General features: G+C 61.1%; 25 protein-coding genes. 17 read left to right on the forward strand and 8 right to left on the reverse strand.

Annotated elements, in window-relative coordinates:
• Nucleotides 1-675: 675 nt before the first annotated feature.
• The 14 genes from ACSQ2Z_RS22000 to nuoG all read left to right on the forward strand — a co-directional run bounded on the left by ACSQ2Z_RS22000 (nucleotide 676) and on the right by nuoG (nucleotide 15,070).
• Nucleotides 676-1,176 (forward strand): NADH-quinone oxidoreductase subunit J, encoded by a 501-nt coding sequence (locus ACSQ2Z_RS22000; RefSeq protein ID WP_436083375.1) that lies wholly within the window; start codon nucleotides 676-678, stop codon nucleotides 1,174-1,176.
• Nucleotides 1,176-1,478, forward strand: a complete 303-nt coding sequence (gene nuoK, locus ACSQ2Z_RS22005) for an NADH-quinone oxidoreductase subunit NuoK (protein ID WP_436083376.1) — start codon at nucleotides 1,176-1,178, stop codon at nucleotides 1,476-1,478. The genes ACSQ2Z_RS22000 and nuoK overlap by 1 nt, the downstream gene beginning before the upstream one ends.
• Nucleotides 1,479-1,483: 5 nt before the next feature.
• Nucleotides 1,484-2,947 (forward strand): monovalent cation/H+ antiporter subunit D family protein, encoded by a 1,464-nt coding sequence (locus ACSQ2Z_RS22010; RefSeq protein WP_436083377.1) that lies wholly within the window; start codon nucleotides 1,484-1,486, stop codon nucleotides 2,945-2,947.
• On the forward strand, nucleotides 2,944-3,198 hold the full coding sequence (locus ACSQ2Z_RS22015) for a hypothetical protein (RefSeq protein WP_436083378.1): 255 nt from the start codon (nucleotides 2,944-2,946) through the stop codon (nucleotides 3,196-3,198). The genes ACSQ2Z_RS22010 and ACSQ2Z_RS22015 overlap by 4 nt, the downstream gene beginning before the upstream one ends.
• Nucleotides 3,191-4,951, forward strand: coding sequence for a Na(+)/H(+) antiporter subunit D (locus ACSQ2Z_RS22020; RefSeq protein WP_436083379.1), 1,761 nt, complete (start codon nucleotides 3,191-3,193; stop codon nucleotides 4,949-4,951). The genes ACSQ2Z_RS22015 and ACSQ2Z_RS22020 overlap by 8 nt, the downstream gene beginning before the upstream one ends.
• 8 nt (nucleotides 4,952-4,959) lie before the next feature.
• The gene (locus tag ACSQ2Z_RS22025; RefSeq protein ID WP_436083380.1) at nucleotides 4,960-6,435 is read left to right on the forward strand and encodes an NADH-quinone oxidoreductase subunit M; all 1,476 of its coding nucleotides are present in this window, start codon (nucleotides 4,960-4,962) and stop codon (nucleotides 6,433-6,435) included.
• The gene (locus ACSQ2Z_RS22030) at nucleotides 6,432-7,871 is read left to right on the forward strand and encodes an NADH-quinone oxidoreductase subunit N (protein ID WP_436083381.1); all 1,440 of its coding nucleotides are present in this window, start codon (nucleotides 6,432-6,434) and stop codon (nucleotides 7,869-7,871) included. The genes ACSQ2Z_RS22025 and ACSQ2Z_RS22030 overlap by 4 nt, the downstream gene beginning before the upstream one ends.
• Before the next feature lie 155 nt (nucleotides 7,872-8,026).
• A complete protein-coding gene (locus ACSQ2Z_RS22035) occupies nucleotides 8,027-8,392 on the forward strand; it encodes an NADH-quinone oxidoreductase subunit A (protein ID WP_436083382.1) in 366 nt (121 codons plus the stop codon).
• Nucleotides 8,380-8,883, forward strand: a complete 504-nt coding sequence (locus ACSQ2Z_RS22040; RefSeq protein WP_436083383.1) for a NuoB/complex I 20 kDa subunit family protein — start codon at nucleotides 8,380-8,382, stop codon at nucleotides 8,881-8,883. The genes ACSQ2Z_RS22035 and ACSQ2Z_RS22040 overlap by 13 nt, the downstream gene beginning before the upstream one ends.
• A complete protein-coding gene (locus ACSQ2Z_RS22045; RefSeq protein WP_436083384.1) occupies nucleotides 8,880-9,443 on the forward strand; it encodes an NADH-quinone oxidoreductase subunit C in 564 nt (187 codons plus the stop codon). The genes ACSQ2Z_RS22040 and ACSQ2Z_RS22045 overlap by 4 nt, the downstream gene beginning before the upstream one ends.
• 1 nt (nucleotide 9,444) lies before the next feature.
• Entirely contained in the window at nucleotides 9,445-10,659 is a 1,215-nt protein-coding gene (gene nuoD / locus ACSQ2Z_RS22050; protein WP_436083385.1) for an NADH dehydrogenase (quinone) subunit D, read from the forward strand.
• Nucleotides 10,660-10,675: 16 nt separating this feature from the next.
• The gene (locus ACSQ2Z_RS22055) at nucleotides 10,676-11,188 is read left to right on the forward strand and encodes an NADH-quinone oxidoreductase subunit NuoE (RefSeq protein ID WP_436083386.1); all 513 of its coding nucleotides are present in this window, start codon (nucleotides 10,676-10,678) and stop codon (nucleotides 11,186-11,188) included.
• A gap of 4 nt (nucleotides 11,189-11,192) precedes the next feature.
• Entirely contained in the window at nucleotides 11,193-12,458 is a 1,266-nt protein-coding gene (gene nuoF, locus ACSQ2Z_RS22060; RefSeq protein WP_436083387.1) for an NADH-quinone oxidoreductase subunit NuoF, read from the forward strand.
• Between the two features lie 32 nt (nucleotides 12,459-12,490).
• On the forward strand, nucleotides 12,491-15,070 hold the full coding sequence (gene nuoG, locus ACSQ2Z_RS22065; RefSeq protein WP_436083388.1) for an NADH-quinone oxidoreductase subunit NuoG: 2,580 nt from the start codon (nucleotides 12,491-12,493) through the stop codon (nucleotides 15,068-15,070).
• A gap of 38 nt (nucleotides 15,071-15,108) precedes the next feature.
• Here the strand turns inward: nuoG and ACSQ2Z_RS22070 are convergent, their stop codons facing one another.
• The 4 genes from ACSQ2Z_RS22070 to ACSQ2Z_RS22085 form a co-directional block, all read right to left on the reverse strand.
• Nucleotides 15,109-15,549, reverse strand: coding sequence for a CBS domain-containing protein (locus ACSQ2Z_RS22070; protein WP_436083389.1), 441 nt, complete (start codon nucleotides 15,547-15,549; stop codon nucleotides 15,109-15,111).
• A 45-nt stretch (nucleotides 15,550-15,594) separates the two neighbouring features.
• The gene (locus ACSQ2Z_RS22075) at nucleotides 15,595-16,161 is read right to left on the reverse strand and encodes an NADH-quinone oxidoreductase subunit I (RefSeq protein ID WP_436083390.1); all 567 of its coding nucleotides are present in this window, start codon (nucleotides 16,159-16,161) and stop codon (nucleotides 15,595-15,597) included.
• 30 nt (nucleotides 16,162-16,191) lie between these two features.
• Entirely contained in the window at nucleotides 16,192-17,178 is a 987-nt protein-coding gene (gene nuoH, locus ACSQ2Z_RS22080; RefSeq protein ID WP_436083391.1) for an NADH-quinone oxidoreductase subunit NuoH, read from the reverse strand.
• 251 nt (nucleotides 17,179-17,429) lie between these two features.
• The gene (locus ACSQ2Z_RS22085; RefSeq protein WP_436083392.1) at nucleotides 17,430-17,885 is read right to left on the reverse strand and encodes a pyridoxamine 5'-phosphate oxidase family protein; all 456 of its coding nucleotides are present in this window, start codon (nucleotides 17,883-17,885) and stop codon (nucleotides 17,430-17,432) included.
• Nucleotides 17,886-18,388: 503 nt separating this feature from the next.
• On the opposite strand from ACSQ2Z_RS22085, the gene ACSQ2Z_RS22090 reads away from it, so the two are divergent.
• A complete protein-coding gene (locus ACSQ2Z_RS22090; protein WP_436083393.1) occupies nucleotides 18,389-19,843 on the forward strand; it encodes a PAS domain S-box protein in 1,455 nt (484 codons plus the stop codon).
• A 484-nt stretch (nucleotides 19,844-20,327) separates the two neighbouring features.
• Here ACSQ2Z_RS22090 and ACSQ2Z_RS22095 read toward each other — a convergent pair whose 3' ends face one another.
• Both ACSQ2Z_RS22095 and ACSQ2Z_RS22100 read right to left on the reverse strand, forming a co-directional pair.
• On the reverse strand, nucleotides 20,328-20,567 hold the full coding sequence (locus ACSQ2Z_RS22095) for a hypothetical protein (RefSeq protein WP_436083394.1): 240 nt from the start codon (nucleotides 20,565-20,567) through the stop codon (nucleotides 20,328-20,330).
• Between the two features lie 10 nt (nucleotides 20,568-20,577).
• Complete coding sequence (locus ACSQ2Z_RS22100; RefSeq protein ID WP_436083395.1) at nucleotides 20,578-20,844, reverse strand: hypothetical protein; 267 nt, start codon at nucleotides 20,842-20,844, stop codon at nucleotides 20,578-20,580.
• 279 nt (nucleotides 20,845-21,123) lie between these two features.
• On the opposite strand from ACSQ2Z_RS22100, the gene ACSQ2Z_RS22105 reads away from it, so the two are divergent.
• Together ACSQ2Z_RS22105 and ACSQ2Z_RS22110 are read left to right on the forward strand one after the other, a co-directional pair.
• Entirely contained in the window at nucleotides 21,124-22,038 is a 915-nt protein-coding gene (locus tag ACSQ2Z_RS22105; protein ID WP_436083396.1) for a hypothetical protein, read from the forward strand.
• A 101-nt stretch (nucleotides 22,039-22,139) separates the two neighbouring features.
• Nucleotides 22,140-23,495 carry a PQQ-dependent sugar dehydrogenase gene (locus ACSQ2Z_RS22110; RefSeq protein WP_436083397.1) on the forward strand — a complete coding sequence of 452 codons (1,356 nt, stop codon included), beginning with the start codon at nucleotides 22,140-22,142 and terminating at the stop codon, nucleotides 23,493-23,495.
• Nucleotides 23,496-23,975: 480 nt separating this feature from the next.
• Here ACSQ2Z_RS22110 and ACSQ2Z_RS22115 read toward each other — a convergent pair whose 3' ends face one another.
• A complete protein-coding gene (locus ACSQ2Z_RS22115; protein WP_436083398.1) occupies nucleotides 23,976-24,206 on the reverse strand; it encodes a hypothetical protein in 231 nt (76 codons plus the stop codon).
• Nucleotides 24,203-24,406: a hypothetical protein gene (locus ACSQ2Z_RS22120; protein WP_436083399.1), complete on the reverse strand. Its 204-nt coding sequence runs from the start codon at nucleotides 24,404-24,406 to the stop codon at nucleotides 24,203-24,205. The genes ACSQ2Z_RS22115 and ACSQ2Z_RS22120 overlap by 4 nt, the downstream gene beginning before the upstream one ends.
• Nucleotides 24,407-24,537: the final 131 nt, after the last annotated feature.

A 24,537-nucleotide genomic window follows, 5' to 3' on the forward strand; every position in this document is an offset into this window, starting at 1 on the left:
AACCATGATTCCGGAAAAACAGAGAGGCTTCCCCCGTCAGCCTTGCCGCCAGACTAAGAATAAAGTTCACGCATGGGATGCATGAAATCTGAAGCAAAATGCGCGACCGGTGATTATATTCACATTAAGTATTAAAGTCTAAATGAAGCATATTGGATCGATGGGAGCTTGTGAATATACTGAATATCGCAATCTGGTGCTTTTTTGTGGCGGAGCGCGCAAGAAGGGTTGTGTTTCGGGCACGCAAAATTGAGCCGTTTAGCGGGTAATCGGCATCCAATTTTCGCTCACGGGGCTGTCGCCCTGCCGGAACCGTTGCCAGCCGCGACACCGCCCTGAGGGCATGCCGCGGACCGGGTCGGAGAGATGGGCGAAACCAGTGACCAATGCCGATCGGCGGCGACGCCTTCGAGTATGTCGAGAAGCGCTCCGATGCGCAGCATCGGGTCGCGATTGGAAGGGACGGGCTGCGCCGGATCAGCGTTGAGTCGGAGACACGCGCGCTCTTAAGCGGTCTTTGCCACATCCGGATTGGCCGGGCTTTGCGCCGCCGATGACAATAATCTTGTGAAAAATCCGATACTAGGGCACAATTTGTGAACGCATCTGAAGTGCGGCGCTATCTCAGATCCGCCCGTCTCGCGCCGAGTGACAGTTCGCGTTGGAGGGGCGTCGATGGGTCAGGGGTTCTTTCTTCTGTTCGCCACGGTGGCTGTGATTACGGCCCTGACGGTAGTCCTGGTGCGGAATCCGATTCACAGCGCATTGGCGCTGATGGCGTGTTTCCTGCAGATCTCAGCAATCTTCGTCCTGCTCGAGGCGCCGTTACTCGCAGTCATCCAGATATTCGTCTATGTCGGCGCGATCATGGTCCTGTTTCTATTCGTGATCATGATGATCGATGTGCGCGAAGCGGTATTGCAGCGGTTCGTGCCGGGTGGCAACCTGCCGGCAATGGTGCTGCTCGTCCTGCTTGGAGTCGAGATGCTTGTGCTGGTGCTCTGGAGCGACCGCTTTTCGGTCACGGAGCCCGTCGCGGTGCGCGGCGGTGACCAGATTAGGCAGCTCGGCACGACACTTTTTGCCGACTATCTCCTGCCGTTTGAAGCCGCCTCCGTAATCCTGCTGGCGGCCCTGGTCGGCGCCATCGTGCTGGCGCGGAAGGAGTGGGAGTGATGGTTCCGCTCTGGTGGTATATTTTGCTCGGAGTGGTCCTATTCGTGATCGGAGCGGCGGGTGTGCTGCTCAGGCGCAATATTCTGGTCGTGCTGATGTCGCTGGAGCTGCTGCTCAACTCGGTCAACATCAATTTCATCGCTTTCGGGCATTACTACGGCGATCTCCGCGGGCAAATCTTCGCGATCTTCGTCATCGCAATCACCGCGGCAGAGGTTGCCGTCGCTCTCGGCATCCTGGTCGCCCTCGTGAGGAACAAGTCCACCCTCAAGGTCGATGACGTGACCATGATGAAAGGATAGCGGTTTTGGACCCGGTTATATCGATCCGGCCGCTGCTAGCCGTCGCCGTCGCAGGTCTGGCGGCCGTTGCAGTTCTCCTTCTGAACAACCGCGAGAAACTCCGCGATGTCGTCTCGCCGTTGGCCGCGATCGCCATGTTCGCTATTGTCGCCTCGATGGCGCCCACGGTGCTGGCGGGCGGGACGGTCGATTTGCCCCTGTTCGAGATTCTGCCGGGGATTGACTTCGCGTTCCGGGTCGACGCGCTCGGTATGGTGTTTGCCACTGTCTCGTCGCTGCTGTGGATCGTGGCGGCGATCTATTCCATCGGCTATATGCGGCACTTGAACGAGCATGCACAGACCCGATTCTTCGCCTGTTTCGCCACCAGCCTGGCGGCGGCCGCCGGGGGCGCCTTTTCCGCCAATCTGTTCACGCTGGTAATCTTCTACGAGGTGCTCAGCCTCGTTACCTATCCTCTCGTCTACCACCACGAGGACGAAGAGGGTTGGGCGGGCAGCCGCAAGTACCTCGTCTATCTGATGGGCGCGTCGAAAAGCCTGCTTCTCGCCGCGCTGGCGCTGACCTACCAGATTGCGGGGTCGCTCGACTTTGTAGCGGGGGGGCTGCTCTCGGGGGTCGACGCCTCGGCGCCGATGTTGACGGCCGTCTATTTCTGCTACCTTTTCGGCTTCGCCAAGGCTGCGGTCATGCCGATGCATGCCTGGCTGCCTGCCGCGATGGTGGCGCCGACACCGGTCAGCGCGCTCTTGCATGCGGTGGCCGTGGTCAAGATGGGCGTGTTCTGCGTGCTGCGGGTGGTGTTCCATGTCTTCGGCGTCAGGCTTGTCGGGGACCTGGGTCTCGGCATCGCCACGGCCTATCTGGTTTCGTTCACGATCCTGATGGCGTCGATCTACGCCCTGACGCGGGACGACCTGAAGGCCAGGCTCGCCTATTCGACGGTCAGCCAGCTCTCCTACATCGTGCTGGGCGCGGTTCTGTTATCGCCAGTCGCGATGATCGGCGGTATCATCCACATCGCGGCCCACGCCTTCTCCAAGATCACGCTGTTTTTCTGTGCCGGCTCGATTTATTGCGCGTCCGGCAAAAGGAACATCAGCGACATGGCCGGTATCGGCCGCAGGCTGCCCTGGACGATGGGGGCATTTTTCGTCGCTTCGCTGAGCATGATCGGGGTGCCGCCGACCGCTGGCTTTGTCAGCAAGTGGTATTTGGCGCGGGGGTCGGTGGAGGCGGGAGAAATTGCATTCCTGATCGTACTCCTGGCGAGCTCGATCCTGAACGCCGCCTATTTCCTGCCGGTCAGCTACGTCGCCTTTTTCGGCACGGAGGCAAGCCCGGTGCCGGCGACTGTCCGCGAAATTCCGATGGTGACGATCCCGCTGGTCGCGACCGCCACCCTGTCGGTGTTGATGGGCATCTTCCCCGGCTATTTTCTTACCCTGGCGGACGGAGTGGTCAGATGATCAAGCGTGTCGTCGACTTCTTTGGTGACGAAGAATATGCGAGGCAGCGCCGCGGCCTGTTCTATCTGGTGCTCGTTCTGATCGTCGTCGCCGACTTTGTGGTCTATCGCGAACACGCCGAATACCTGTGGGACCGCCTGCCTGGCTGGTCGGCCGCCTACGGCTTCTTATCCTGCGTGCTGCTGATCTTCGTGTCCAAGTTCCTCGGTCATCAAGGCGGGTTGATGCGGCGCGAGGACTATTATGACTGATTTCGTCCATCCCGCCCTCGTCTTCATTCTCGGCGCTCTGCCGATTCCTTTCCTCAACGGATCGATCCGCAAGGCCTATCTGCTTCTGATCCCGGCGCTGGCGATCATCGCCGTGCTCACAATCACCCCGGGCAGCTACGGCGGGACATCGTTCATCGGGCAGGAAATCCTGATCGCCAAGGTCGACAGACTGAGCATCGTCTTCGCCACCGTTTTCACCATCATGGCGCTGATCGGAACGGTCTATGCGCTGCACCTGCCTCGCCCCGGCCAGCATGTCGCGGCGTTCGTCTATGTCGGCAGCGCGCTCGGCGTGGTGTTCGCCGGCGACTACCTGACGCTCTACCTGTTCTGGGAAGGCATGGCGTTTGCCTCTGCGTATCTGGTTTTCGCCCAGGGCGGCCGCCAGGCGGTTGCCGCCGGCTTCCGCTATCTCATGGTCCATATCACCGGCGGCGTCGTCCTGCTTGGCGGCGTCATTCTCTACGGTCTCTCGACAGGCTCGCTGCTTTTCGGCCCGATCGCGGGGGAGATGGGCGTCGGCGCCTACCTGATCCTTGCCGGGTTCATGCTTAATGCCGCGGTGCCGCCGCTCAACGCCTGGCTGACCGATGCTTACCCGGAGGCGACCGTTACCGGAGCGGTGTTCATGAGCGCCTTCACCACCAAGACAGCCGTCTACGTATTGGCGCGAGCCTTTCCGGGGACCGAGCTTCTGGTCTGGCTCGGCACGGCGATGGCGCTCTACGGCGTCATCTACGCGGTGCTGGAGAACGACTGTCGGCGGCTGCTTGCCTATCACATCGTCAGTCAGGTGGGCTACATGGTGGCGGGCGTCGGCATCGGGACCGAGATGGCAGTCAACGGCGCCACCAGCCATGCCTTCGCGCATATCCTCTACAAGGCGCTGCTATTCATGGGCGCGGGGGCGGTGATCCACGTCACCGGGCGGCGCAAGCTCACCGAGCTCGGCGGGCTCTACAAGACCATGCCGCTGACCGTTGCGCTCTACATGGTAGGCGCCTTCGCGATCTCGGCATTTCCATTCTTCTCTGGCTTCGTCACCAAGTCGATGGTGGTGGCGGCTGCTGGACAGGATCATCGGGCGATGGTGGTGCTGGCGCTGACGATGGCGTCGTCGGGGACGTTCCTGCACACCGGGCTCAAGCTCCCATATTACATGTTTTTCGGCACCGACAGGAAACTGGAGGCGCGGGAGCCGCCGCGCAACATGCTGGTTGCGATGGGTATGGCGGCGGTGCTCTGCATTGCGATCGGGGTGTTCCCCCAGCCGCTTTACGCATTGCTGCCCTATCCGGTCGATTTCGAACCCTACACCAGTGTCCATGTCACCGAGAGCCTCGGCGTGCTGATGTTCACCGCCTTGGGCTTTGTCATATTCCTCAGGGCGCTCGACCCCGAGAACACGATCAGCATCGACACCGACTGGTTCTACCGCAAGGGCGCGCGGCTCTTCATGTGGCTCGCCGAAAAACCGCTGGCCCGCTACGAGAAAGCGGTAAGCGACGTGTCCGAGACCGCGGCGCTACCCTTCCTGCATGGTGCGGCACGGGCGGGACTGAGGGTCGATCTTGCCGGCGTGGACGCCGTGGTGAACGGCGTTGCCCACTCGATCCTGCGCGGCGGCGGGGCGCTGCGGCGGCTCCAGACCGGCGTCGTGACCCATTACGCGCTGGCGATGATCGTCGGTGTGGTCGCAGCCACCGTCGTCTTCGCCGTGGTGTGGCGGTAGGGGGCGCAATGGGATTCCCGCTCCTTAGCCTTATCGTATTCACGCCTGCCGCCGGGGCAGCGGTTCTGATGTTTCTCCGCAGCGACGATGCGGTGCGCTGGAGTGCGCTCAGTGTCACCGTCCTCGACCTCGCTCTCTGCGTCGCTATGTTGGCCAGCTTTGACACTACGACCCACGAGATGCAGTTTATCGAGACGCGCACATGGGTGCCCGCGCTCGGGATCACTTATGCGCTTGGCATCGACGGAATCAGCGCGCTCTTCGTTTTCCTGACCGCGCTGTTGGGCTCGACCTGCGTGCTCGCCTCGTGGGTCGCGATCGACCACAAGGTGAAGGCGTTCATGGTCAGTCTGCTCACCATGCAGGCGCTGATGCTGGGAGTGTTCTGCGCGCTCGACCTATTCTTGTTCTACGTCTTCTGGGAGGCAATGCTGATCCCGATGTACCTGATCATCGGCGTCTGGGGCGGTGACGGTCGGGTCTATGCAGCGTTCAAGTTCTTTCTCTACACCCTGACGGGCAGCGTCCTGTTTCTGATCGGCGTCATCGTACTTTATTTCAACGGCGGTGAGACCTTTGACATCCTAGCCCTCACAGCGCACGATTTGCCGTTCCGGGTCCAGTCCTGGCTGTTCTTCGCCTTCCTGGTCGCGTTTGCGGTCAAGGTGCCGATGGTCCCTGTCCATACCTGGCTGCCCGACGCCCATGTGCAGGCACCGACGGCCGGCAGCATCATCCTCGCCGGAGTGCTCCTGAAGATGGGCGCTTACGGATTCCTGCGGTTCTCGCTGCCGATGCTGCCGGAGGCGTCGGTGTATTATTCGCCGCTGATGCTTTCGCTTTCGACGCTTGCGATCGTCTACGGCGGGTTGCTTGCGCTGGCGCAGGACGACCTGAAGAAGCTGGTGGCCTATTCCAGCATCAGCCACATGGGCTTTGTGACGCTGGGGATTTTTGCGCTGAACCTCCGCGGACTCGAGGGCGGCATCCTGCAAATGTTCAATCATGGTGTAACGACGGGCGCGCTATTCCTGTTCGTCGGCCTGATCTACGAGCGGACACATACGCGCAGCATAGGGGATTATGGCGGGTTGATGAAGGCGGCGCCGGTCTACACCACGTTTCTTGCGCTGTTCACCCTGTCGTCGATGGCGCTGCCGGGAACGAATTCGTTCGTGGGCGAGTTGCTGGTCCTGTCGGGCGGGTTTGCGGCCAACCTGGCTGCCGGCGCGGCCGCCGTGTTTGGCGCATTGCTGGGCGCGGCCTATCTGCTTGGCATGTATAGAAGGGTCGCGCTTGGTCCGGCAAGCGCCGGCGCCCGGTTCAAGATACACGACGTGAACGCCCGCGAGATGGCTGCGATCGTCCCGCTGGCCGTCTTCGTGCTTTGGGTCGGGCTCTATCCGAAACCTTTTCTCAATATTATTGACGCCTCGGTGAAGCATTTGCTGGCGCACGTGCACAGCAAGGGGAGCGGCCAATGACTGGCGCCGTGCTTTTCCAATCGGCTCTTGCAAGCCTGCCCGAGATCGTAGTGATCACTGGGGCCTGCATCCTGCTGATCCTCGGACAGTTTGTGCGCAAGGGGCAGGAACACGTCCTTGTCGGGGCTTCTGTCGCCATCGTGCTGATTGCCGCCTTGGCGACATTCACGCTGGCGGGCGAGGTGCGGCCGGCCTACACGGGCATGTTCATCGCCGACCGCTTCGCGGTCTTCTTCAAGTTCGTGTTCTACCTGGCCACCATCCTGACGTTCCTCCTTTCGCGAAAATACGCCGAGATCGAGGGGATCGGGAGCAGCGAATATTATGTCCTACTGCTCTTCGCGCTGTCTGGAATGATGATCATGGCGTCGGCGACCGATCTCCTGTCGATCTATGTGGGCCTCGAGCTGATGGTGCTTTGCACCTATGTGCTGACCGGCTTCCTGCGACAGGAGCGGCGGTCGAACGAAGCGGCGCTGAAATATGTGATCCTTGGCGCGGTCTCGACCGGAATTTTCCTCTACGGCGTTTCGCTGGTCTACGGGCTCACCGGCACGACGCAATTGGACGCGATGGCTGCGGCGGTGACCGGCGATCCGCGCGATCCCGGATTGCTGCTGGCGGTGATCTTCATCGTCGCGGGGCTGGTCTTCAAGGTAGGCGCGGTTCCGTTCCACATGTGGGTGCCGGACGTCTATGAAGGCGCGCCGACGACGATCACCGCCTTCATGTCGGTTGGCCCCAAGGCGGCGGGGTTTGCGGTGATCCTCAGGGTTTTCCCCAACCCTCTGATCGCAGCCTCGGACGTTTGGATCATCGTTGCGGTCATTGCCGTGGTGACGATGGCGCTAGGCAGTTTCGTGGCCCTGGTGCAGGATAATTTCAAGCGCCTGCTCGCCTATTCCAGCATTGCCCATGCCGGGTTCGCCACGTTCGGCGTGGTGGCCGGTGGTGCGGACGGGATCGCCAGCGTGATGCTCTACCTGCTGATCTACTCTTTGATGAATCTCGGCATTTTCGGCACAGTCATCATGATGCGGAACGGCGATTTCTCGGGCGAGGTCATCGAAGACTATGCGGGCCTCGCCAGGTCTCATCCTGGGCTGTCGCTTCTGATGCTGCTCTATCTGTTCTCGCTGGCCGGCATTCCGCCGACGGCCGGGTTCTTCGCCAAGTTCTACGTGCTGGTCGCGCTCGTCGAGCAAGGGTTCGTCATGCTGGCTGTGATCGCAGTGCTCTTGAGCGCGGTCGCCGCCTACTTTTACATTCGCATCGTCATGGTGATCTACATGCGCGAGCCGGAGAGGGTGTTCGAGCCGGCGCTGACGCCCATGGTGCGCGCCACGCTCGCCCTTACCGCAGCCGGCACCATCGGCATCGGCCTATTTCCGGCGTGGTTTCTGAGGCTTGCCCAACATTCGGGTTTTGGCGGCTGATCTATTGGATTTGCAATGATTCCGTCGACGGAATAGACTGATAATCAAAGAAAGGAGCGCCCAAGTCACTTACTGGGGCGACCGCATCGCCGGTCTCGAATGGGGTCGGTCGCGGCCTGAGCAAGGCTCTCGGTGGGTGACCGGGGAAATGCGACATGACTGCAATGGAATTCCTGCCAGTTCTTTTCATGGTCGCCGGGATTGTTCTGGTGGCGGTGGTGACGCTTTTTGTCTCCTCGCTATTGCGCCCGTCCAATCCCTATCCCGAGAAGAACATGCCCTATGAATGCGGCATGGACCCAGCGGGCGAGGCCGCCGCGGGCCGGTTCAGGGTGCCGTTCTTTATCCTTGCGATCCTGCTGGTCGTCTTCGATGTCGAGGCAATGTTCCTCTTTCCCTGGGCTGTCGTCCTGAAGGAGATCGGGCTCATTGGTTATGTCGAGATGTTCGTCTTCATGTTGCTGCTTCTCGTGGGCTTCGCCTACGCCTGGCTGAAGGGAGCGCTGGAATGGGAGGAGTAAACAACGCGATCCGCGACAGCGTGCTGTTCACCACGGCTGACAGCGTCATCAGCTGGAGCCGAAGGTCGGCGTTGTGGCCTGAGACCTTCGGAATTGCCTGCTGCGCCATCGAGATGATCTCGGCCGGTTGCGCGCGGTATGATCTCGACCGGTTCGGTGTGGTGTTCCGGCCATCGCCCCGCCAGTCTGACGTGATGATCATCGCCGGCACCATAACGCGGAAATTCGCGCCTGTGGTACGCCGGCTCTATGACCAGATGCCGGAGCCTCGCTGGGTCATCGCCATGGGCACCTGCGCCATCTCCGGCGGGGTCTACAATACCTATGCCGTGGTGCAGGGGGCGGAAACCTTCGTGCCGGTGGACGTACATGTGCCCGGCTGCCCGCCGCGGCCGGAGGCGCTGATGCACGGCATTCTTCTGCTTCAGGAGAAGATAAAAAAATCCCGAGCGCTGGCCGGGACCCCTCTGGAACGGGTCGCGCTGCGATGAGCAAGGAGACGCCTCTCAACCGCGCCCTGATCACGACGCGTTTCGGCGAGGCAATCGACGACCTTGGCTTCGCGCACGGTGTTCATGCCTTTGCCGCTCCGCCTGACATGATCGTCGAGCTGTGCCGGTTTCTAAAGGAACACCAGGCGTTGCAGTTCAATTTCCTGTCCGACATCTGCGGGGTCGATCATTACCCCGAGGCACCGCGCTACGAGGTTGTGTATCACCTCTATTCGCTGCCGAACAAATGGCGCATTCGGATCAAGTGCCGCCTCGGCGATCCGCCCCAGGTGCCCTCGGTGACGGTGGTCTGGCGCACCGCCAACTGGCATGAGCGCGAAGCCTGGGACATGTACGGGATCAGGTTCGAGGGTCACCCCGACCTGCGCAGGATCTACATGTGGGAAGGGTTCGAGGGCTTTCCGCAGCGCAAGGACTTTCCGCTTCGGGGCTACAAGGACACGCTAAACCCCCTCGGTGCCGAGGGGCCGCCGCCAACGCAGCCGGACCTTGCCACCAGGGATATTCCATCGGGAGGCCGTGCCACGCCGGAGAATTGAGATGACCGAAGTCACCGAGCTCAGCAGGTCGGAAGGCGAAGCGCTCAATACGAGGGAAGTGCTTCTCAATCTCGGCCCTCAGCATCCCAGCACGCATGGGGTGCTGAGGCTCGTGCTCGAACTGGACGGCGAATATGTCACGCGCGTGGATCCGCATATCGGCTACCTCCACCGCGGCACAGAAAAACTGGCCGAGAGCTTCACCTACACCCAGATCATCCCGCTGACCGACCGGCTCGACTATCTCTGCCCGCCGTCGAACAACCTGGCTTTCGCGCTGGCAGTGGAGAAGCTCCTGGGCATCGAAGCGCCGATCCGCGCCCAATATATCCGCGTGCTGATGGCCGAACTTGCGCGGATATCAGGTCATCTCCTGATCACCGGCGCGCTGCCGCTGGACCTAGGCGCCATGACCGCGTTGCTCTACGTGATGCGCGAGCGCGAAATGATCATGGACCTGTTGGAGATGATCAGCGGGGCGCGGATGCACACTTCCTTCTGCCGGGTCGGCGGTGTGCGCGAGGATCTGCCCGACGGGTTCTTCCCGAAGATCCGGGAGTTTTGTGACATCTTCCCGAAGCGCATCGGCGACTATGAACGACTGCTCGATAACAACCGGGTGTTTTTGAAGCGCACCCAGGGGATCGGCGTGATCTCCGCCGAGGATGGTATCGATCTCGGTCTGAGTGGTCCGAACCTGCGCGCCTCGGGCGTCGATTGGGACATCCGCCGCGACGAGCCCTATGAAATCTACGATCAGCTCAACTTCAACGTCATTACCCGCAAAGAGGGCGACTGCTTTGCGCGCTGGCAGTGCCGGGTCGAGGAGATGCGCGAAAGCGTCCGGATTATCGAGCAATGTCTCGACCAGATGCCCGAGGGGCCGTTCCAGATCGACATGCCGACGATCGCCTTCCCGCTGGACAAGGATCGGGTGCACTGCTCGATGGAGGCGCTGATCCAGCATTTCGACTTGTCGGCCTATGGCTTCAAGGTGCCGAAGGGCGAGGTCTATTCGGCGATCGAGGCGCCAAAGGGAGAGCTCGGCTTCTACATCATCAGCGACGGGTCACCAAAACCGTTCCGTATGAAGGTCCGGGCACCCTCGTTCGTCAACCTCCAGGCGCTCTTCGGGGTCACCAACGCCCACTACCTGGCGGACATGATCGCCGTACTCGGCAGCCTCGATCCGGTCATGGCGGAGGTGGACAAGTAACAGGGATTTGGACACTATGACCATGCGCGAAAAAATCGAAGAGGTAGCGGCGCGGTATCCCGACCAGCGCTCGGCGATCATGCCCGCGTTGGTGATCGCGCAGAGGCAACATGGCCATCTGCCCGGCCCAGTGTTGGAAGAGGTCGCCGATATCCTCGGTGTCGAGCGAATCTGGGTCTATGAACTGGCGACCTTCTACACCCTATTCCATACCGAGCCGGTGGGGATGTTCCACCTGCAGCTCTGCGACAACCTCTCCTGTATGCTGCGCCGATCCGAGGACCTGCTGATGCATCTGGAGGAGGTTCTCGGGGTCAAGAAGGGCGGCACGACCCCCGACGGGCTGTTCACGCTCTCGACCGTCGAATGCCTCGGCGCTTGCGAGATGGCCCCTGTGATGCAGGTCGGCGACGATTATCACGGCGACCTCGACATCGCACGGGTCGACATGCTTCTGGACAGGCTGCGGGCGGAGGTGGGGCAAGCGACTGGTGCCGATCTCGCCGCTGCAGCGCCGCCGGGAGAATAGCGTCATGTTCGAACCGGTTCTCCTCAAGAATATCGATGTTTTGGATGGCCATCTGCTCTCCACCTACGAATCCGGCGGCGGCTACCAGGCTCTGGCCAAGGCGCTGCGCGAGTCCACGCCTGACGAGGTCGTCGAACTCGTCAAACAATCCAACCTGCGCGGCCGTGGCGGAGCCGGTTTCCCGACGGGCATGAAATGGAGTTTCGTGCCGAAGCGGGCCGGCAAGCCGAAATATCTCTGCTGCAACGCCGACGAGGGCGAACCGGGCACCTTCAAGGACCGGATCATCATGGAGCGTGACCCGCATCAGTTGATCGAGGGCATGGCCATCAGTGGCTACGCTATTGGGGCTGAAACGGCCTATGTCTACATCCGCGGGGAATACGTGGCGGCGATCCGGCGGCTGGAGCAGGCGATCGCTGAAGCTCATGCGAAGGGTTACCTCGGAAAACGGATTCTGGGCTCGGATTTCAATTTCATCGTGCACATCCATTGCGGTGCCGGCGCCTATATCTGCGGCGAGGAGACGGCGATGCTCGACTCGCTCGAAGGCAAGCGGGCGCAGCCGCGTCTGAAACCGCCGTTTCCAGCCGTCGAAGGGCTCTACGCCAGCCCCACCGTGATCAACAACGTCGAGACGCTGGTCTGCGTGCCGCACATCGTGGCGCGAGGGCCGCACTGGTTTCGGGGTATCGGCCCGGATAAGAGCCCCGGTCCGAAGCTCTACTGCCTCAGCGGACAGGTGCGCAAACCAGGCCTCTACGAATTGCCAATGGGCATACCGTTGCGCGAATTGGTCGAAGAACACGCCGGCGGGCCGCTGCCGGGACGCAGGATCAAGGCAGTGATCCCCGGCGGCGTGTCGGCGCCAGTGATCCCGGAGCGCGGTCTGGACGTTGGGATGGACTTCGACTCGCTGGCCGCTGTCGGCTCGATGCTCGGCTCGGCCGGGGTGATCGTGGTCGACGACTTAACCTGCATGGTCAAGGTGACCACCCGGATCATCGAGTTCTTCCATCACGAGTCCTGCGGCAAGTGCACGCCATGCCGGGAAGGATTGAACTGGGCCGTGAAGGTCCTGCGCCGGATTGAGGCCGGGGAGGGCGCACCCGGCGATCTGGAGCAGCTGGAGATGCTCTGCAAAGGCATTTTCGGCAATACGTTTTGTGCCTTGGGTGACGGCGCAGCGATGGGATTGCGGGCGGCACTTAAGCATTTCCGCGACGAGTTCGTCGCCCATATCGAGGAGCGGAGTTGCCCGTTTCACTGAAGGAGTGCGCTGGGACAGGACTGCGAGGAACAATGGTTAGCTTTACGATCGACGGACAAACGCTGGAGGTTGAGGCCGGCTCGACAGTGCTGCAGGCCGCCCAGCGTTTGGGCATCGACATCCCGACCTTCTGCTATCTGAAGCGGTTGCCGCCGCTGGCTTCATGCCGAATGTGCCTGGTGGAAATCGAGGGCCTGCGGCGGTTGCAGCCCTCGTGCGCCACCGTGGTCACCGATGGCATGATCGTGCGGACGAACACGCCGCTGATCGAGGAAACGCGGTCTTCCATGCTCGACATGCTCCTTGCCAACCACCCGCTTGACTGTCCGATCTGCGACAAAGGCGGCGAGTGCGAGCTTCAGGACATGGTGATGGCCTACGGGCCTAGCCGAAGCGAGTTCCGCGATCCCAAACGCGTGTTCCACTCCGAGGACATCCGCCTCAGCCCGGTCATCATCATGAACGTCAACCGCTGCATTCAGTGCCAGCGCTGCGTGCGGATGTGCGAGGAGGTGGTTGGTGCCGTCGCCTTGGGCACCGTCGAAAAAGGCATGGATACCGCGGTCACCGGCTTCGAGGGCAGTCTCGCAAGTTGCGACCAATGCGGCAATTGCATCGAGGTTTGCCCTGTCGGCGCGCTGATGAGCTTCCCTTATCGCTACAAGGCGCGGCCCTGGGATCTGGTCGAGACCGACACGGTCTGCCCGCATTGTGGCACCGGTTGCCAACTGACGGTGGGCACGCGCAAGGGCGAGTTCATGCGGGTGCGCTCGAAGTGGGACGAGGGGGTCAACCGCGAAACGCTCTGCGTGCGGGGACGCTTCGGGCTCGATTTCGTCACGAGCCGGGACCGGATCAAGCGGCCGATGATCCGCCGTGATGGCGTCCTGGCTCCGGTCTCCTGGGACGAAGCGGGGGACTATCTGCGCCGGCGGCTGTCGGCCGTCGAGAGCAAGGCTGCCGGCGGGCTGGCGTCGCCGCGCCTGCCCAACGAGGTGCTTTATCAGTTCCAGAAGCTGATGCGGACAGTGTTCCACACCAACAACATCGACTGCTCGTCGCGCTGGTCCACGCCCTTCGATACGCTCGGTCCGCTTGTGGCAGGCTTTTACAGCCGCGCACCGCTGGACGACGTGATTGCCAACGACTGCGTGCTCGTCGTCGGCGGCAACGTGACCGAGGAGAACCCGGTCACCGAATACCTGCTGCGGGACGGCGCGCGTCGGCGGCACACCGGATTGCTCATGCTCTCGGCGCGGCCATCCCGTCTGGACGCCGATGCCCGGGTGGTGGTTCGCGTGTCGCCGGGCGGAGAAGCGGCGAACATCGCGGCGGTCGTAGCCGGGCTCGTGGCGGCGGCTGGCCAGGCTATGCCGGGCGACCCTTTTGCAAACATCGAAGCGACAATCGGCAGGCTGGCGGTGAATGCCGGCGGTGACGGGCCGGGTCGTCTGGCCACTGCGCTCAAGGAGGGTCGAAGCGTCACCGTGCTTGTCAGCGTCGAGCTCCTGAGATCACCCGAAGCGCGCGCGACGCTGCAGCAGCTCAACAACCTGCTGCAGGTTCTGCGCCTACTCGGCAAAGGTCCGGCTATGCAGTTCCTTTTCGATCGTGCCAACCAGATGGGCGCCTGGGACATGGGCGTTCTGCCGGCGGCTCTGCCGGGACTGAAGGCGGTCGCCGATGACGCTGCGCGCATAACTTTTGCACGGAACTGGGGTGCCGAAATCCCGTCTGAACCCGGCGCGGATCTCGATGCCATGCTGGAGCTCTGCGCCAGCGGGCGGATGGGTGCGCTCTACATCGCCGGGACCGACCCTCTGATCGCCTATCCCGACAGGGAGTTTGTGAGGCGGGCGCTTGGGGGCGCCGATCTCCTGATCGTGCAGGACACCTTCCTCACGGATACGGCAGGCTTGGCCGAGGTCGTCCTGCCCGCAGCGGGTTACGGCGAGGAATCCGGCACGTTCACCAACAATGAGGGCCGGACCCAGAAGGTCCGCAAATTCCGCGAACCCGCCTTCGAGGCGCGAGACAACCTGGCGATCTTCGACTTCGTCGCGGCGCTCCGCAATCAAGTGCTGCAGCCATCGACGCGAGGCGAAATTTTCGACGAGATTGTCCGGCTGGTTCCGGCTTATCGGGGGTTGACGCAGGACGAGCTTGGCCCCGACGGTGCATTCACCAACGTGGCGCCGGCGCTGCCGGCCGGTAAGTTCTTCGCGGCGCCGCCTGCCCCGGCAGCAGCCGATGGGCTCACGCTGATCACCGGCGACTGCCTTTTCCATAACGGATATCTTTCCGAACGATCGGAGATCCTGAATACGGTCGCCAACGACCCTTATGTCGCGATGAGCACGCAGGATGCCGCACGGCTTTGTCTTTCGGATGGCGATCAGGTGGTTGTGCGTTCCGCCAGGGGTGAACTGACAGCGCAACTCAAGATCAACAGGCAGTTTCCCAAGGGCCTTGTCTTTGTGCCGGAAAACTACAGGACCTTGCGTCTCAACAGCCTGATGCGGCGGGGCGAGTACCCATGCCCGGTGGAGGTCGAGAAGGCGCACCCCACCCTTGAGGTCAGTCGCACAAGGCGGATCTGGCGTGGGGTCTGAAGATTTCCCCGGCAAGCTGCCCTGGCCAGCGTCTGCACTCAGTGATACCTGTTTCCGCAGATGTAATCCTGCAGGTCCTGCTCCGTGCGCTGCGCTTCGTCGAGCCTGTGTTTAACCACATCGCCGATGCTGACCACGCCGACAACGTCGTCCTCATCCATGACCAGCACATGGCGCGTACGCCGTTGCGTCATGATCCCCATCGCGACGGGCAGCAAATCTCGTGTCGAACAGGTCGCCACATTGCGGTTCATAATGTTCGCGACCCGCATCGTCGCAGCCTCGGCGCCGTATTCCGCCACTGCGTTGCAGCAATCCCGCTCCGACAACGTACCCAGGTATTCGCCGTTCGATTGGCTGACGACGACGAAGCCGATATTGTTGTCGCGAAACAGCCTCAGGACTTCCACCATCGTCTGCTCAGGAGCGACTGCGATGACACCGACACCCTTGTTCTTCACGATTTCACCGACAAACATCTGAGCCTCCTGCTCGATCGCTTCGGTTTGACAGCTGGCGCGCGTTCACGTTCGCCGGATATTCCGCCACCAGTTGTAGCCCTGCGTCTCTTTCGTCTCGACTAGCACGTCCTTCTTCGTATTCAGGCGCGCGGCAACCACGCCGCCACCGGTTGCCGCCTTGCCCGGCTTGGCGAGCAAATCGTCGCGCCCGATCACCAAATCACGCGAGGAAAAGCTCGAAAACTCATATTGTTGGCCGAGCGCGATCGCGTCTGCGGGGCAGGCGTCTTCGCACAGCCCGCAGAACAGACAGCGGGCCGTGTCAATCTCGAATTTTGCCGGGCGGCGGTTACCCTTCTCGTCCTCGTAGGGGACGACTTCGATGCAGTCGCAGGGACAAATCCGGGCGCAGAGTTCACAGGCCACGCATTTGATCTCACCCTCTTCGTCGCGCTTCAGGAAGTGATGCCCGCGGTAACGCGAGTAGGGTAACCATTTTTCCTTGTCGGGATACTGCATGGTCACGGATCTGGAGAACATGTAGCCGAAGGTCAGAGCCAAGGCTTTCGCCAGATCGGCGAAGAACCCCCAGCCGATCCATACTCCGATTGTGTCTCGTGCGCGCGACATCGCCGCCCCGCTGTGGAGCCTCTGCGGCTCCTAAAAGAAAATAACACCAGTTATAATTATGTTCGCCATTGATAGAGGAAGCAAGACTTTCCATCCGATCGCCATCAGCTGGTCATAGCGATAGCGGGGGAAAGTGAAGCGGAACCAGATAAACAAATAGACGAAGAACGCGACCTTGAGCAGAAACCAGAGGAGCGGTGGCAAGGGGACCAGCACGCCGTTCCAGCCGCCGAAGAACAGGATCACCACCAGAACCGACACCAGCAACACGATGGCATATTCGCTGATCATGAAGAACGCAAAGCGGATACCACTGTATTCGGTGTGGAACCCTGCCCCGAGATCACCTTCCGCTTCCGCCAGGTCGAAGGGAATGCGTTGCGCTTCGGCCAGTCCGGCGACGAAGAACACAAAGAAGCCGACCGGTTGGTAGACGATGTTCCAGACGTCGGCTTGCGCCCGCACGATATCGAGCAGGCTCATGGACTGCGCCAACATGACCACGCCGATGACCGCGAACCCCATCGGGATCTCGTAGCTGATCATCTGCGCGCAGGTCCTGAGGCTGCCCAGGACTGCGTATTTGCTGTTGGCCGCCCAGCCGCCGAAGATGACGCCATAGACCTCGATCCCGATCACCGCGAAGACGAAAAGGAGCGCCACGTTCATGTTGGAGACGTAGAGCGTGATCTCGGTGCCCAGGACCGAGACGGTTTCACCGAAGGGGATCGCGACGAACACAACAAAGGGCGGGGCGAGTGCCAGGATTGGCGCCAGCTTGAACAGGAAGCGGTCGGCCTCGGCGGGGATGTGGTCCTCCTTGGATAAGAGCTTGATACCGTCCGCCAACGGCTGCAGCAGCCCGTGCCAGCCGACGCGCATCGGTCCCATCCGCTGCTGCATGTGTCCGGCGATCTTGCGCTCCAGCCAGGTCAGCGGCAAGGGCAGCAGCAGCAGGATCGCTATCAGCAACGCGACTTTGAAGACGATCAGGCCAAGGGCGACGATAAGTTCCATGATCCGCCGCTACTTATTCAACGGGTTGAAACACGTGACCGGACTTTGGCTCCGGCGATACATTGAGCACTTTGCGCACTGCTACACGGTACAACGGCGACGCACCACTGACAATGCCATCACAGTCACGCGCCGAGCATTCCCGTGCTGATGGTCCATTGATCCGAATTCCACCAAGATGCCTGGCCGGTCTCGCAACCGGCCCGGCAATTTGATCGGCATCGGCGGTACAAGATCAGCCGACTGCTGGGCTAAACATCCTCGTCGACTGCCATCCGTCCAGTTACTTCGATTATGTCAATCCCATAAAACAGGTGAGGCGAAGCGCTCACAATCGCTTGCGGTGCCGGCTTCAATGCTCCTGGCTCCCACCAATTTTTGTGCTGTTCAAGAATTGACCATGCATGAATGCGCTCGTGGTGCCATTGGTCGGTGTCGGGAAACTCCTGATACTTCCCGTAGATGACGGCGCTTCTCCAGCCGCGGCCATCCGAGATCTCGTCGATCTCCACGCAAACGTGAGGATTCTCGCGCATCCAGTCGATCTTTTGTCCCGGCATGGAGAAGCTATAAAGGCAATTGCCGTCGAGGGCATAATGAATCGGGACGATATACGGCCGGTCGTTTCTGGCGCAGGCTAGCCGTCCCAGGCGGGCCGCGGAAATCAGGGCGATGCATTCCGGACGCGTCATTTCCTTGACCATCATCGCATTTGGCTCCCTTTTCGGCGCCAGGCTTGGCTCGGCCCCAGGTTTCACAATGAAAATAATAACAGAAAAAACGTCACTTCATTTTGACGCGGCGCAAGGATCTCCGGGGCCAATCTCCTGAAAATGACAAACCTTCGGGCTCATTTAGGAGCCTAACAGGCACTGCATATTTTCCGTCATGTATATCCCCTGGTCGCGGGACACCCTCCAACTGGCGCCGATTTCGCCCGGAGAATGGGGCGGGCTGCTTCCGGCGGCTTCGTCCGTGCTGGTCGTGATGGAACTCGACAAATGGCGCTGACGCCGGAAGAAAGTTTCGGCCAAAACGCGCGGATGACGAAACTACCTTCGCGCGGGAGATCAATTCGCTTGTCGGGATGGCCAGGAGGACCGCGTGCGGGAAATAACGGGACTTCCGATAAGCGCCCTTGCGGATTATAGTCAAAAACAGTCCGACCTTTCGGCCGCCGGGAGCTGACACTTCCGAACAAGGGAGCCAAATGACCCCTCTTCCGATCCTCGAAAACGTCGATGAAGCTGTCAGGTCCTCTGCCGACAGTTTACACGGCCCGTCACCGGGTGAGGATCCGGGCGTCCAGCGTATTCTCGAGGCGCTTCCCGAGCCGGTCTACACGACGGATGCCAGCGGCCGGATTACGTTTTACAACAGTGCTGCAGCTGCGATGTGGGGCGTCCGTCCCGAACTCGGCAAGAGCGAATTCTGCGGCTCCTGGAAGCTCTACTGGCCCGACGGCAGGCCGTTGCCGCACGACGAATGTCCGATGGCGATAGCGTTGAAGGAAAAACGCGCCAATCGCGGTTTGGAAGCGGTGGCAGAGCGCCCCGATGGCACCCGTATTCCCTTCCTTGCTTTCCCGACGCCGCTGTTTGACGAAGGGGGCAATCTAATCGGCGCCGTCAACATGCTCGTTGATCTTACCGACCTGGCAATCGCCGACGAGGCGGCGCAGCGGTTCGCCGCGATCGTCGAATCCTCAGACGATGCGATCCTTGCCAAAGACCTGAACGGCACCATCATCAGCTGGAATCCCGGTGCTGAACGCCTGTTCGGCTACACCGCCACGGAAGCCGTCGGCAAGCCTGTCGCCATGCTGATCCCGCTTGACCGTCACAATGAGGAGCCGGAGATCCTGAGCCGTATTCGCCGCGGCGAACGCATCGATCACTACGAAACCATCCGGCGACGCAAGGATGGAAGCCTGATTGAAATATCGCTTTGTGTTTCTCCGATCAGAAACCGCGATGGCAGGGTTATTGGCGCCTCGAAGATCGCCCGCGACATTACGGAGCGCAAGCGTGCCGAGGAGCAGCAACATCTTCTCATCCGGGAAATGGATCACCGGATCAAGAATCTGTTCACGGTCGCAAGCAGCGTCGTCTCCCTCAGTGCTCGGTCGGCAGACACGCCAGCCGAACTGGCCTCGGCGGTGCGAGACCGCCTGAACGCACTGGCGCGGGCACATGCGTTGACCATCCCCAGGACCTCTGACGTGAGCGGTAAAACCGAGCGGGCAACGACGACGCTTCACAGTTTGATCGGGACGATCGTGGCGCCCTATGACGGCGATTTGGCCGGCCACCGGCCGCGGGCCAGCGTGGTCGGCGCGGATATTCAGATCGGCGGCTCGGCAATGACCAGCTTCGCCTTGCTGCTGCACGAGTTCGCCACCAATGCGGCCAAATACGGAGCCTTGTCCGTTCCTGACGGCACGATTGACATTTCCTGCCATGAGGACGGGGAGCGGTTCATTCTGACGTGGACCGAACACGGCGGGCCGCCAGTCGAGCGCAGGGGCGATGGCGAAGGATTCGGCACGCTTCTCGGCAAGGCGACGGTCCGAAACCAGTTGGGTGGGGAAATCGTCCGTGATTGGAACCCCGAGGGTCTATCGATCCGCCTTTCCGTAGCGCGGGAGCGGCTCTGCGCACAATAGGCCATGTGCCGGCTTGAGTTGGCTTAGGTTTTCGCAAGCGAATTACCGTCGCGTTTCTCAGCTCAGGCCGGAGAATGAAAGAACGGCGATCACAATAACGACTAGTGCTGCGACCTCAGGCTGTCCGCTTTGGACCGACCTCGGCTGTCTTCATCAGCCGCCAATTGCGCTATTTCCCCAATTGGTTCGAACGCCATGTCGGGCGGGGTCATGTAACCTCGCGTCCCTGTAGGCACGTAGCCGATGTCGAGAGCTTCACGCTTCGGATTCGCCACAACGACCCCCTATATTCCCTCCACAACTCAAAAAAAGATTGAACTTGTTCCACGGGGTTCGTTCCCCCGCACGGCTGTTGCAAAACGTGATGACTGCTCGATGGGCGTGGATTTTTCGCATCAGGCATTTCAACGAGCGATTTCAGGGCGCCGTCGTCAATCCAGTCGACTTGGCCACGGAAAAACTCGTAGTCCTCTCGACCCGGAAATCAGCCCTTATTCGGGGCATCGTCAACCTTCGTCCAGATCAGGGACCATTCGTCGTCACCGCCCTCATTGTAGGTGTAATGACCGTGATCTGAAATTTCGGCGCCCATCGTGACGAATTCGGGCGGCGCGAAGCCCGGCAGGTCGATGATGCGCAGCACGTCGTAGATTCCCGCCAGCGTCGTCACATTCTTGATGTCCTGTCGACCACGGGCCTTGATTGTCCATGCGTAGTGGGTCATTGCACCCCTCCTAACGCGGCACGGAATCGGCGGCTGGCCAGTCATTCGTGGGGTCAGGGTCCGTCTCGCTGACGGCGTCTGCCGGGTCCGGATCTTCGGCATAGGCGACCCTAAGATGCTTCAACACCTCTTCCATCGCGTTGATCGCCTCGATCGTCCCCCAGCCCTTGGTATTCGCGTCAGCAAGGATAGTCTGCATGGCGCGTTCAACTGCCTCCTGGCAGGCGAGTTGGCGATCTGCGTGGCTAACTGGATGTTTTGCTGTGTCTACTGACATCGCGCCCTCCATCGACAAGAACATCATGAATTGCCAATTTGTTCCTGAAGACAGGGCGGACCCGCCTCGCGGCTCGTTCCTCCAGTTCGACCATCCGTCCCATTCCTCAGCGTGCCAAGAGCTCCGCAACGCCATTCGGTGATCCCCGGCTGGACGATGATGACGTCTTCATCTGAATGCTCCTTGCCGCCACGTGAGAGAGACACTGGTGGCGTTGACTTCCCGGACTTGAACTTCTGCATCGATCTTGCGTTGTTCTAGCGGAAAGGGAAGCGGAGTATGGCGAGCAACAACCACACCGACCACAAGCCGCAGCAAGCAGGTGTGGCGGCATCGTTTCCTTATGACCGGCGGACTGTCGAGCGTTTCATGGAGGCGTTTCCACGGGCGCGCTGGAATGACGAGCAAAAGGCGTGGTTTGTCCCCGGAAAGACTGCCGCACGGAGAATCGACCGCTGGCTCGCACAGGAGGCAGCCGATCAGGGTGCATACGGGGACCAGAAGGGACGCGATGCCTTCGAGTTCGATCCAATACGAAGTCCTTACCTCGAGCCAGTGGATGCTGACCTGCGGGTCCGGACGCCGTATTCCCGCACGGTCGTCGAGGAGCTAAGGGCTATTGCTTGGGCGCATTGGGACGAGGATCTGCGCCTCTGGCACGTGCCGTACCGGTCCTACGAGGAGCTGCGGCGCCGGTGGCATACGATTGAACAGGCCGCGCGGCGGAGCGAGCCGGAGGCGAGAAAGCGTCGCCAGCAAGAACGCCGAAATACTGACGCGGGCAGGGTGGCCAGGATGCAGTCGGCGGAGAGGCGTCGCCGTCGCTATCCGGTGCCACCGGAGGAACGGCCGCCCCTCGGAGTCCCGGTATCGACGCTTGCATACGGCATCGTCGTATTCACCGATATCACCGGAGAGTTGGCCGAGGCCAAAGCCCTGAGCGCCTTCTACCCCCACGTTGATGACCGGGACATGGTCTGGGCATCATGGCGAAACCCCGATCTCGATGAACTCGTCGCGACATGGCCGGCACGCACCGATCCTGGATCCGACCAACGCCGCCGAGGCTGGTGGCAGCCGACGATTGGCGAACTGCGGCCAGCGCGGCGCGCTGCCCGAAGGAAGCGGGTGCGTGGTTCCGTGGGCCCGGACGACGGCAAGAGGGGAACGCAGCAGTCAGGGTCCGTGCGCTGACGGCGGAGCCTACCGCTCGGTTGGGCAACAGGGAATAATTCGGGATGCCCTTGCGTCTTACCACACTCAGTCGGCAATCTTCTGCTGGAGGAACGACGATCATGATTTCTCTTAGAGCTCCGTTCCTTACGGGTCTTTCAACCATCGTTCTGTTTGCAGCGGTCGCGGCCGGTTGTGTCGGCCCCTCTGCACAGAGAACGGCAACGACAGCGACGAACGGCGGCTACGGCTCCGATCCGGTGCTGCCCAAACCGAAACCGACGTTGATCCCGACGATCAACATTGCCGAAGCTACGGGATGGCCGGGTGGCGCGAGGCCGAAACCGGCGAAGGGCCTGAAGGTGAGCGCCTTTGCAGGCGGCCTCGACCATCCGCGCTGGATGCATCTGTTGCCGAACGGCGACGTGCTCGTCGCCGAGACGAATGCGCCCGCCAAGAAGGACAGCGGCTTCAGCTTGCGCAAGATCTTCATGGCGCAGGCCATGAAGCAGGCGGGTGCTGCGACGCAGAGCGCCAACCGTATCGCGCTCCTGCGGGACACGGACGGCGATGGTGTCGCCGATTTGCGCACCCCCTTCATCGAGAAACTCAACTCGCCGTTCGGCATGGCGCTCTTCCAGGGAAAGCTCTATGTCGCCAACACCGATGCGATCGTCGCCTATCCCTATTCCTCCGGTCAAACCCGGATATCGGCACCGCCGCAGAAGATCGTCGACCTGCTGGCCGGGGCCATCAATCACCATTGGACCAAGGACCTGATCGCCGGTCGCGGAAGCCGCAAGCTCTACGTCACCGTCGGGTCCAACAGCAATGTCGGCGAAAACGGCATGGCGGCAGAAAAAGACCGCGCCGCAGTGCTGGAAGTCGATCTTAGCAGCCGCCAGACACGGGTTTTTGCTTCCGGCTTGCGAAACCCCAATGGGCTCGCCTGGAACCCGCAAAGCGGCAGGCTCTGGGTGGCCGTCAATGAGCGGGACGAGATCGGCGACGATCTCGTCCCGGATTATATGACGTCGCTGCGCGACGGCGGCTTCTACGGCTGGCCTTACAGCTATTTCGGCCAGAATGTCGATGTTCGTGCCAAGCCGCCGCGGCCGGACCTCGTGGCCAACGCCATCAAGCCCGACTATGCGCTTGGCGCGCACACCGCTTCGCTGGGGCTAACCTTCGATCAGGACTCTTCGCTTCGGCCGCCCTACCGCGGCGGTGCCTTTGTTGGCCAACACGGCTCATGGAACCGAAGCGTGCACAGCGGCTACAAGGTGATCTTCGTGCCATTCCGCGACGGCAAACCGGTAGGCCGGCCGAAAGACATCCTCACCGGCTTCATTGGCGCCGGCGACAAGGCCATGGGCCGCCCGGTCGGCGTCACGTTCGACAAGACGGGCGCCCTGCTGGTCGCTGACGACGTTGGCAACGTCATCTGGCGGGTGACGCCGACCCAGCGCGGCAAATGAACCATCCTTTGGGCGCAGCGACGGAGGTTTTGGGGCCGAGTGCAGCACCGCATCTTGTTCAATCGGCTGTTCAACGGATCAACTCAGCGTCTGTTGTATCTTTTCTTGCCCCCATCAGTGAATGAGGAAGCGCATGTATATCCATTTTTACCATCAACGAGGGGAACGGTGTCGAGCCGAATGGTGCGGGGAATTTCGAGAGCCCCGACGCCCGGCAAAGCGCGAAGCCATACTTGCGTTCGCGCAATCGTTGCAAGAGGACGTTCGTCGCTCAGGCGAGATCCTCCGATCGGTGGCTGGACTTGATGACCAGGGAGTCGCGTTGTTCGTCGTGAGCCATGCGCATTACGATCGAGGAGCTTACCCCAGACGTTTCCCTGATCTGTAATCGGAGGCAACCCCGGCGATACCAGGGCGATGGTGTCGGTCGCAATCGCAGGAATGGGCGGTTTTCTAGCCTCCACGCGACAGTTGGCCGCATCAGCCGTCGGCGTCCACGGCGCGTTCGTCATAGTTGAGGTCCCATTCCTTGTCGACCGGCTTCTGGCCGGGAGGCGTTTTGTGGGCCGTGGCATCGTCGGATCCCGTAATGACACGCGGTTTGGCACTGGCGACGCCATTGTTATCGCTGTGCTTCATCGGCTTTGCGAACTGCCCCTTCGCATCTTGGTGGATTCTCTCGACAGGAGTTTGAGTTTGATCGGCCATCATTTGTCACCCTTGGTCTTGCCCGCGTCCTTCAGCTTATTGCGATCCGGATCGTTGAGATTTTCGCCGACCGCATCACGGTCGTTCTCGGGATTGTCTACCGCGGGCAGATATCCACGAGGCCTTGTTTCTTCAGGCCCTTCCCAGCGCGGCGACTGATCGGTCGTTCCTGCCGGGCCTGGTTTGGACATTTCCCGTCCCATGTCTGCTCTCCTTCTCCATGATAACTTCGGTGGGACGAAGATGTTCCAGGATCCGCGCAGCCTGACATCTTGATGATACAGCCCCGACAACCGCAACACTGGCCAACCGGACCGAAAGCCAGTTTGGGCAA

It is taken from the genome of Pararhizobium sp. LjRoot235 (assembly GCF_964254145.1).
In the GTDB taxonomy this organism is placed as follows: Bacteria; Pseudomonadota; Alphaproteobacteria; order Rhizobiales; family Rhizobiaceae; genus Pararhizobium.

Bases quoted from the DNA above. Each gene is read 5' to 3' on its own strand.
- nuoH (WP_436083391.1), bottom strand. From the start codon at position 17,178: ATGGAACTTATCGTCGCCCTTGGCCTGATCGTCTTCAAAGTCGCGTTG.
- nuoF (WP_436083387.1), top strand. From the start codon at position 11,193: ATGTTCGAACCGGTTCTCCTCAAGAATATCGATGTTTTGGATGGCCAT.
- ACSQ2Z_RS22040 (WP_436083383.1), top strand. From the start codon at position 8,380: ATGGGAGGAGTAAACAACGCGATCCGCGACAGCGTGCTGTTCACCACG.
- ACSQ2Z_RS22020 (WP_436083379.1), top strand. From the start codon at position 3,191: ATGACTGATTTCGTCCATCCCGCCCTCGTCTTCATTCTCGGCGCTCTG.
- ACSQ2Z_RS22090 (WP_436083393.1), top strand. From the start codon at position 18,389: ATGACCCCTCTTCCGATCCTCGAAAACGTCGATGAAGCTGTCAGGTCC.
- ACSQ2Z_RS22085 (WP_436083392.1), bottom strand. From the start codon at position 17,885: ATGATGGTCAAGGAAATGACGCGTCCGGAATGCATCGCCCTGATTTCC.
- ACSQ2Z_RS22035 (WP_436083382.1), top strand. From the start codon at position 8,027: ATGACTGCAATGGAATTCCTGCCAGTTCTTTTCATGGTCGCCGGGATT.
- ACSQ2Z_RS22120 (WP_436083399.1), bottom strand. From the start codon at position 24,406: ATGGGACGGGAAATGTCCAAACCAGGCCCGGCAGGAACGACCGATCAG.
- ACSQ2Z_RS22045 (WP_436083384.1), top strand. From the start codon at position 8,880: ATGAGCAAGGAGACGCCTCTCAACCGCGCCCTGATCACGACGCGTTTC.
- ACSQ2Z_RS22070 (WP_436083389.1), bottom strand. From the start codon at position 15,549: ATGTTTGTCGGTGAAATCGTGAAGAACAAGGGTGTCGGTGTCATCGCA.
- ACSQ2Z_RS22055 (WP_436083386.1), top strand. From the start codon at position 10,676: ATGACCATGCGCGAAAAAATCGAAGAGGTAGCGGCGCGGTATCCCGAC.
- ACSQ2Z_RS22115 (WP_436083398.1), bottom strand. From the start codon at position 24,206: ATGATGGCCGATCAAACTCAAACTCCTGTCGAGAGAATCCACCAAGAT.
- ACSQ2Z_RS22105 (WP_436083396.1), top strand. From the start codon at position 21,124: ATGGCGAGCAACAACCACACCGACCACAAGCCGCAGCAAGCAGGTGTG.
- ACSQ2Z_RS22025 (WP_436083380.1), top strand. From the start codon at position 4,960: ATGGGATTCCCGCTCCTTAGCCTTATCGTATTCACGCCTGCCGCCGGG.
- ACSQ2Z_RS22095 (WP_436083394.1), bottom strand. From the start codon at position 20,567: ATGACCCACTACGCATGGACAATCAAGGCCCGTGGTCGACAGGACATC.
- ACSQ2Z_RS22030 (WP_436083381.1), top strand. From the start codon at position 6,432: ATGACTGGCGCCGTGCTTTTCCAATCGGCTCTTGCAAGCCTGCCCGAG.
- ACSQ2Z_RS22075 (WP_436083390.1), bottom strand. From the start codon at position 16,161: ATGTCGCGCGCACGAGACACAATCGGAGTATGGATCGGCTGGGGGTTC.
- nuoG (WP_436083388.1), top strand. From the start codon at position 12,491: ATGGTTAGCTTTACGATCGACGGACAAACGCTGGAGGTTGAGGCCGGC.
- ACSQ2Z_RS22015 (WP_436083378.1), top strand. From the start codon at position 2,944: ATGATCAAGCGTGTCGTCGACTTCTTTGGTGACGAAGAATATGCGAGG.
- ACSQ2Z_RS22100 (WP_436083395.1), bottom strand. From the start codon at position 20,844: ATGTCAGTAGACACAGCAAAACATCCAGTTAGCCACGCAGATCGCCAA.
- nuoD (WP_436083385.1), top strand. From the start codon at position 9,445: ATGACCGAAGTCACCGAGCTCAGCAGGTCGGAAGGCGAAGCGCTCAAT.
- ACSQ2Z_RS22110 (WP_436083397.1), top strand. From the start codon at position 22,140: ATGATTTCTCTTAGAGCTCCGTTCCTTACGGGTCTTTCAACCATCGTT.
- nuoK (WP_436083376.1), top strand. From the start codon at position 1,176: ATGGTTCCGCTCTGGTGGTATATTTTGCTCGGAGTGGTCCTATTCGTG.
- ACSQ2Z_RS22000 (WP_436083375.1), top strand. From the start codon at position 676: ATGGGTCAGGGGTTCTTTCTTCTGTTCGCCACGGTGGCTGTGATTACG.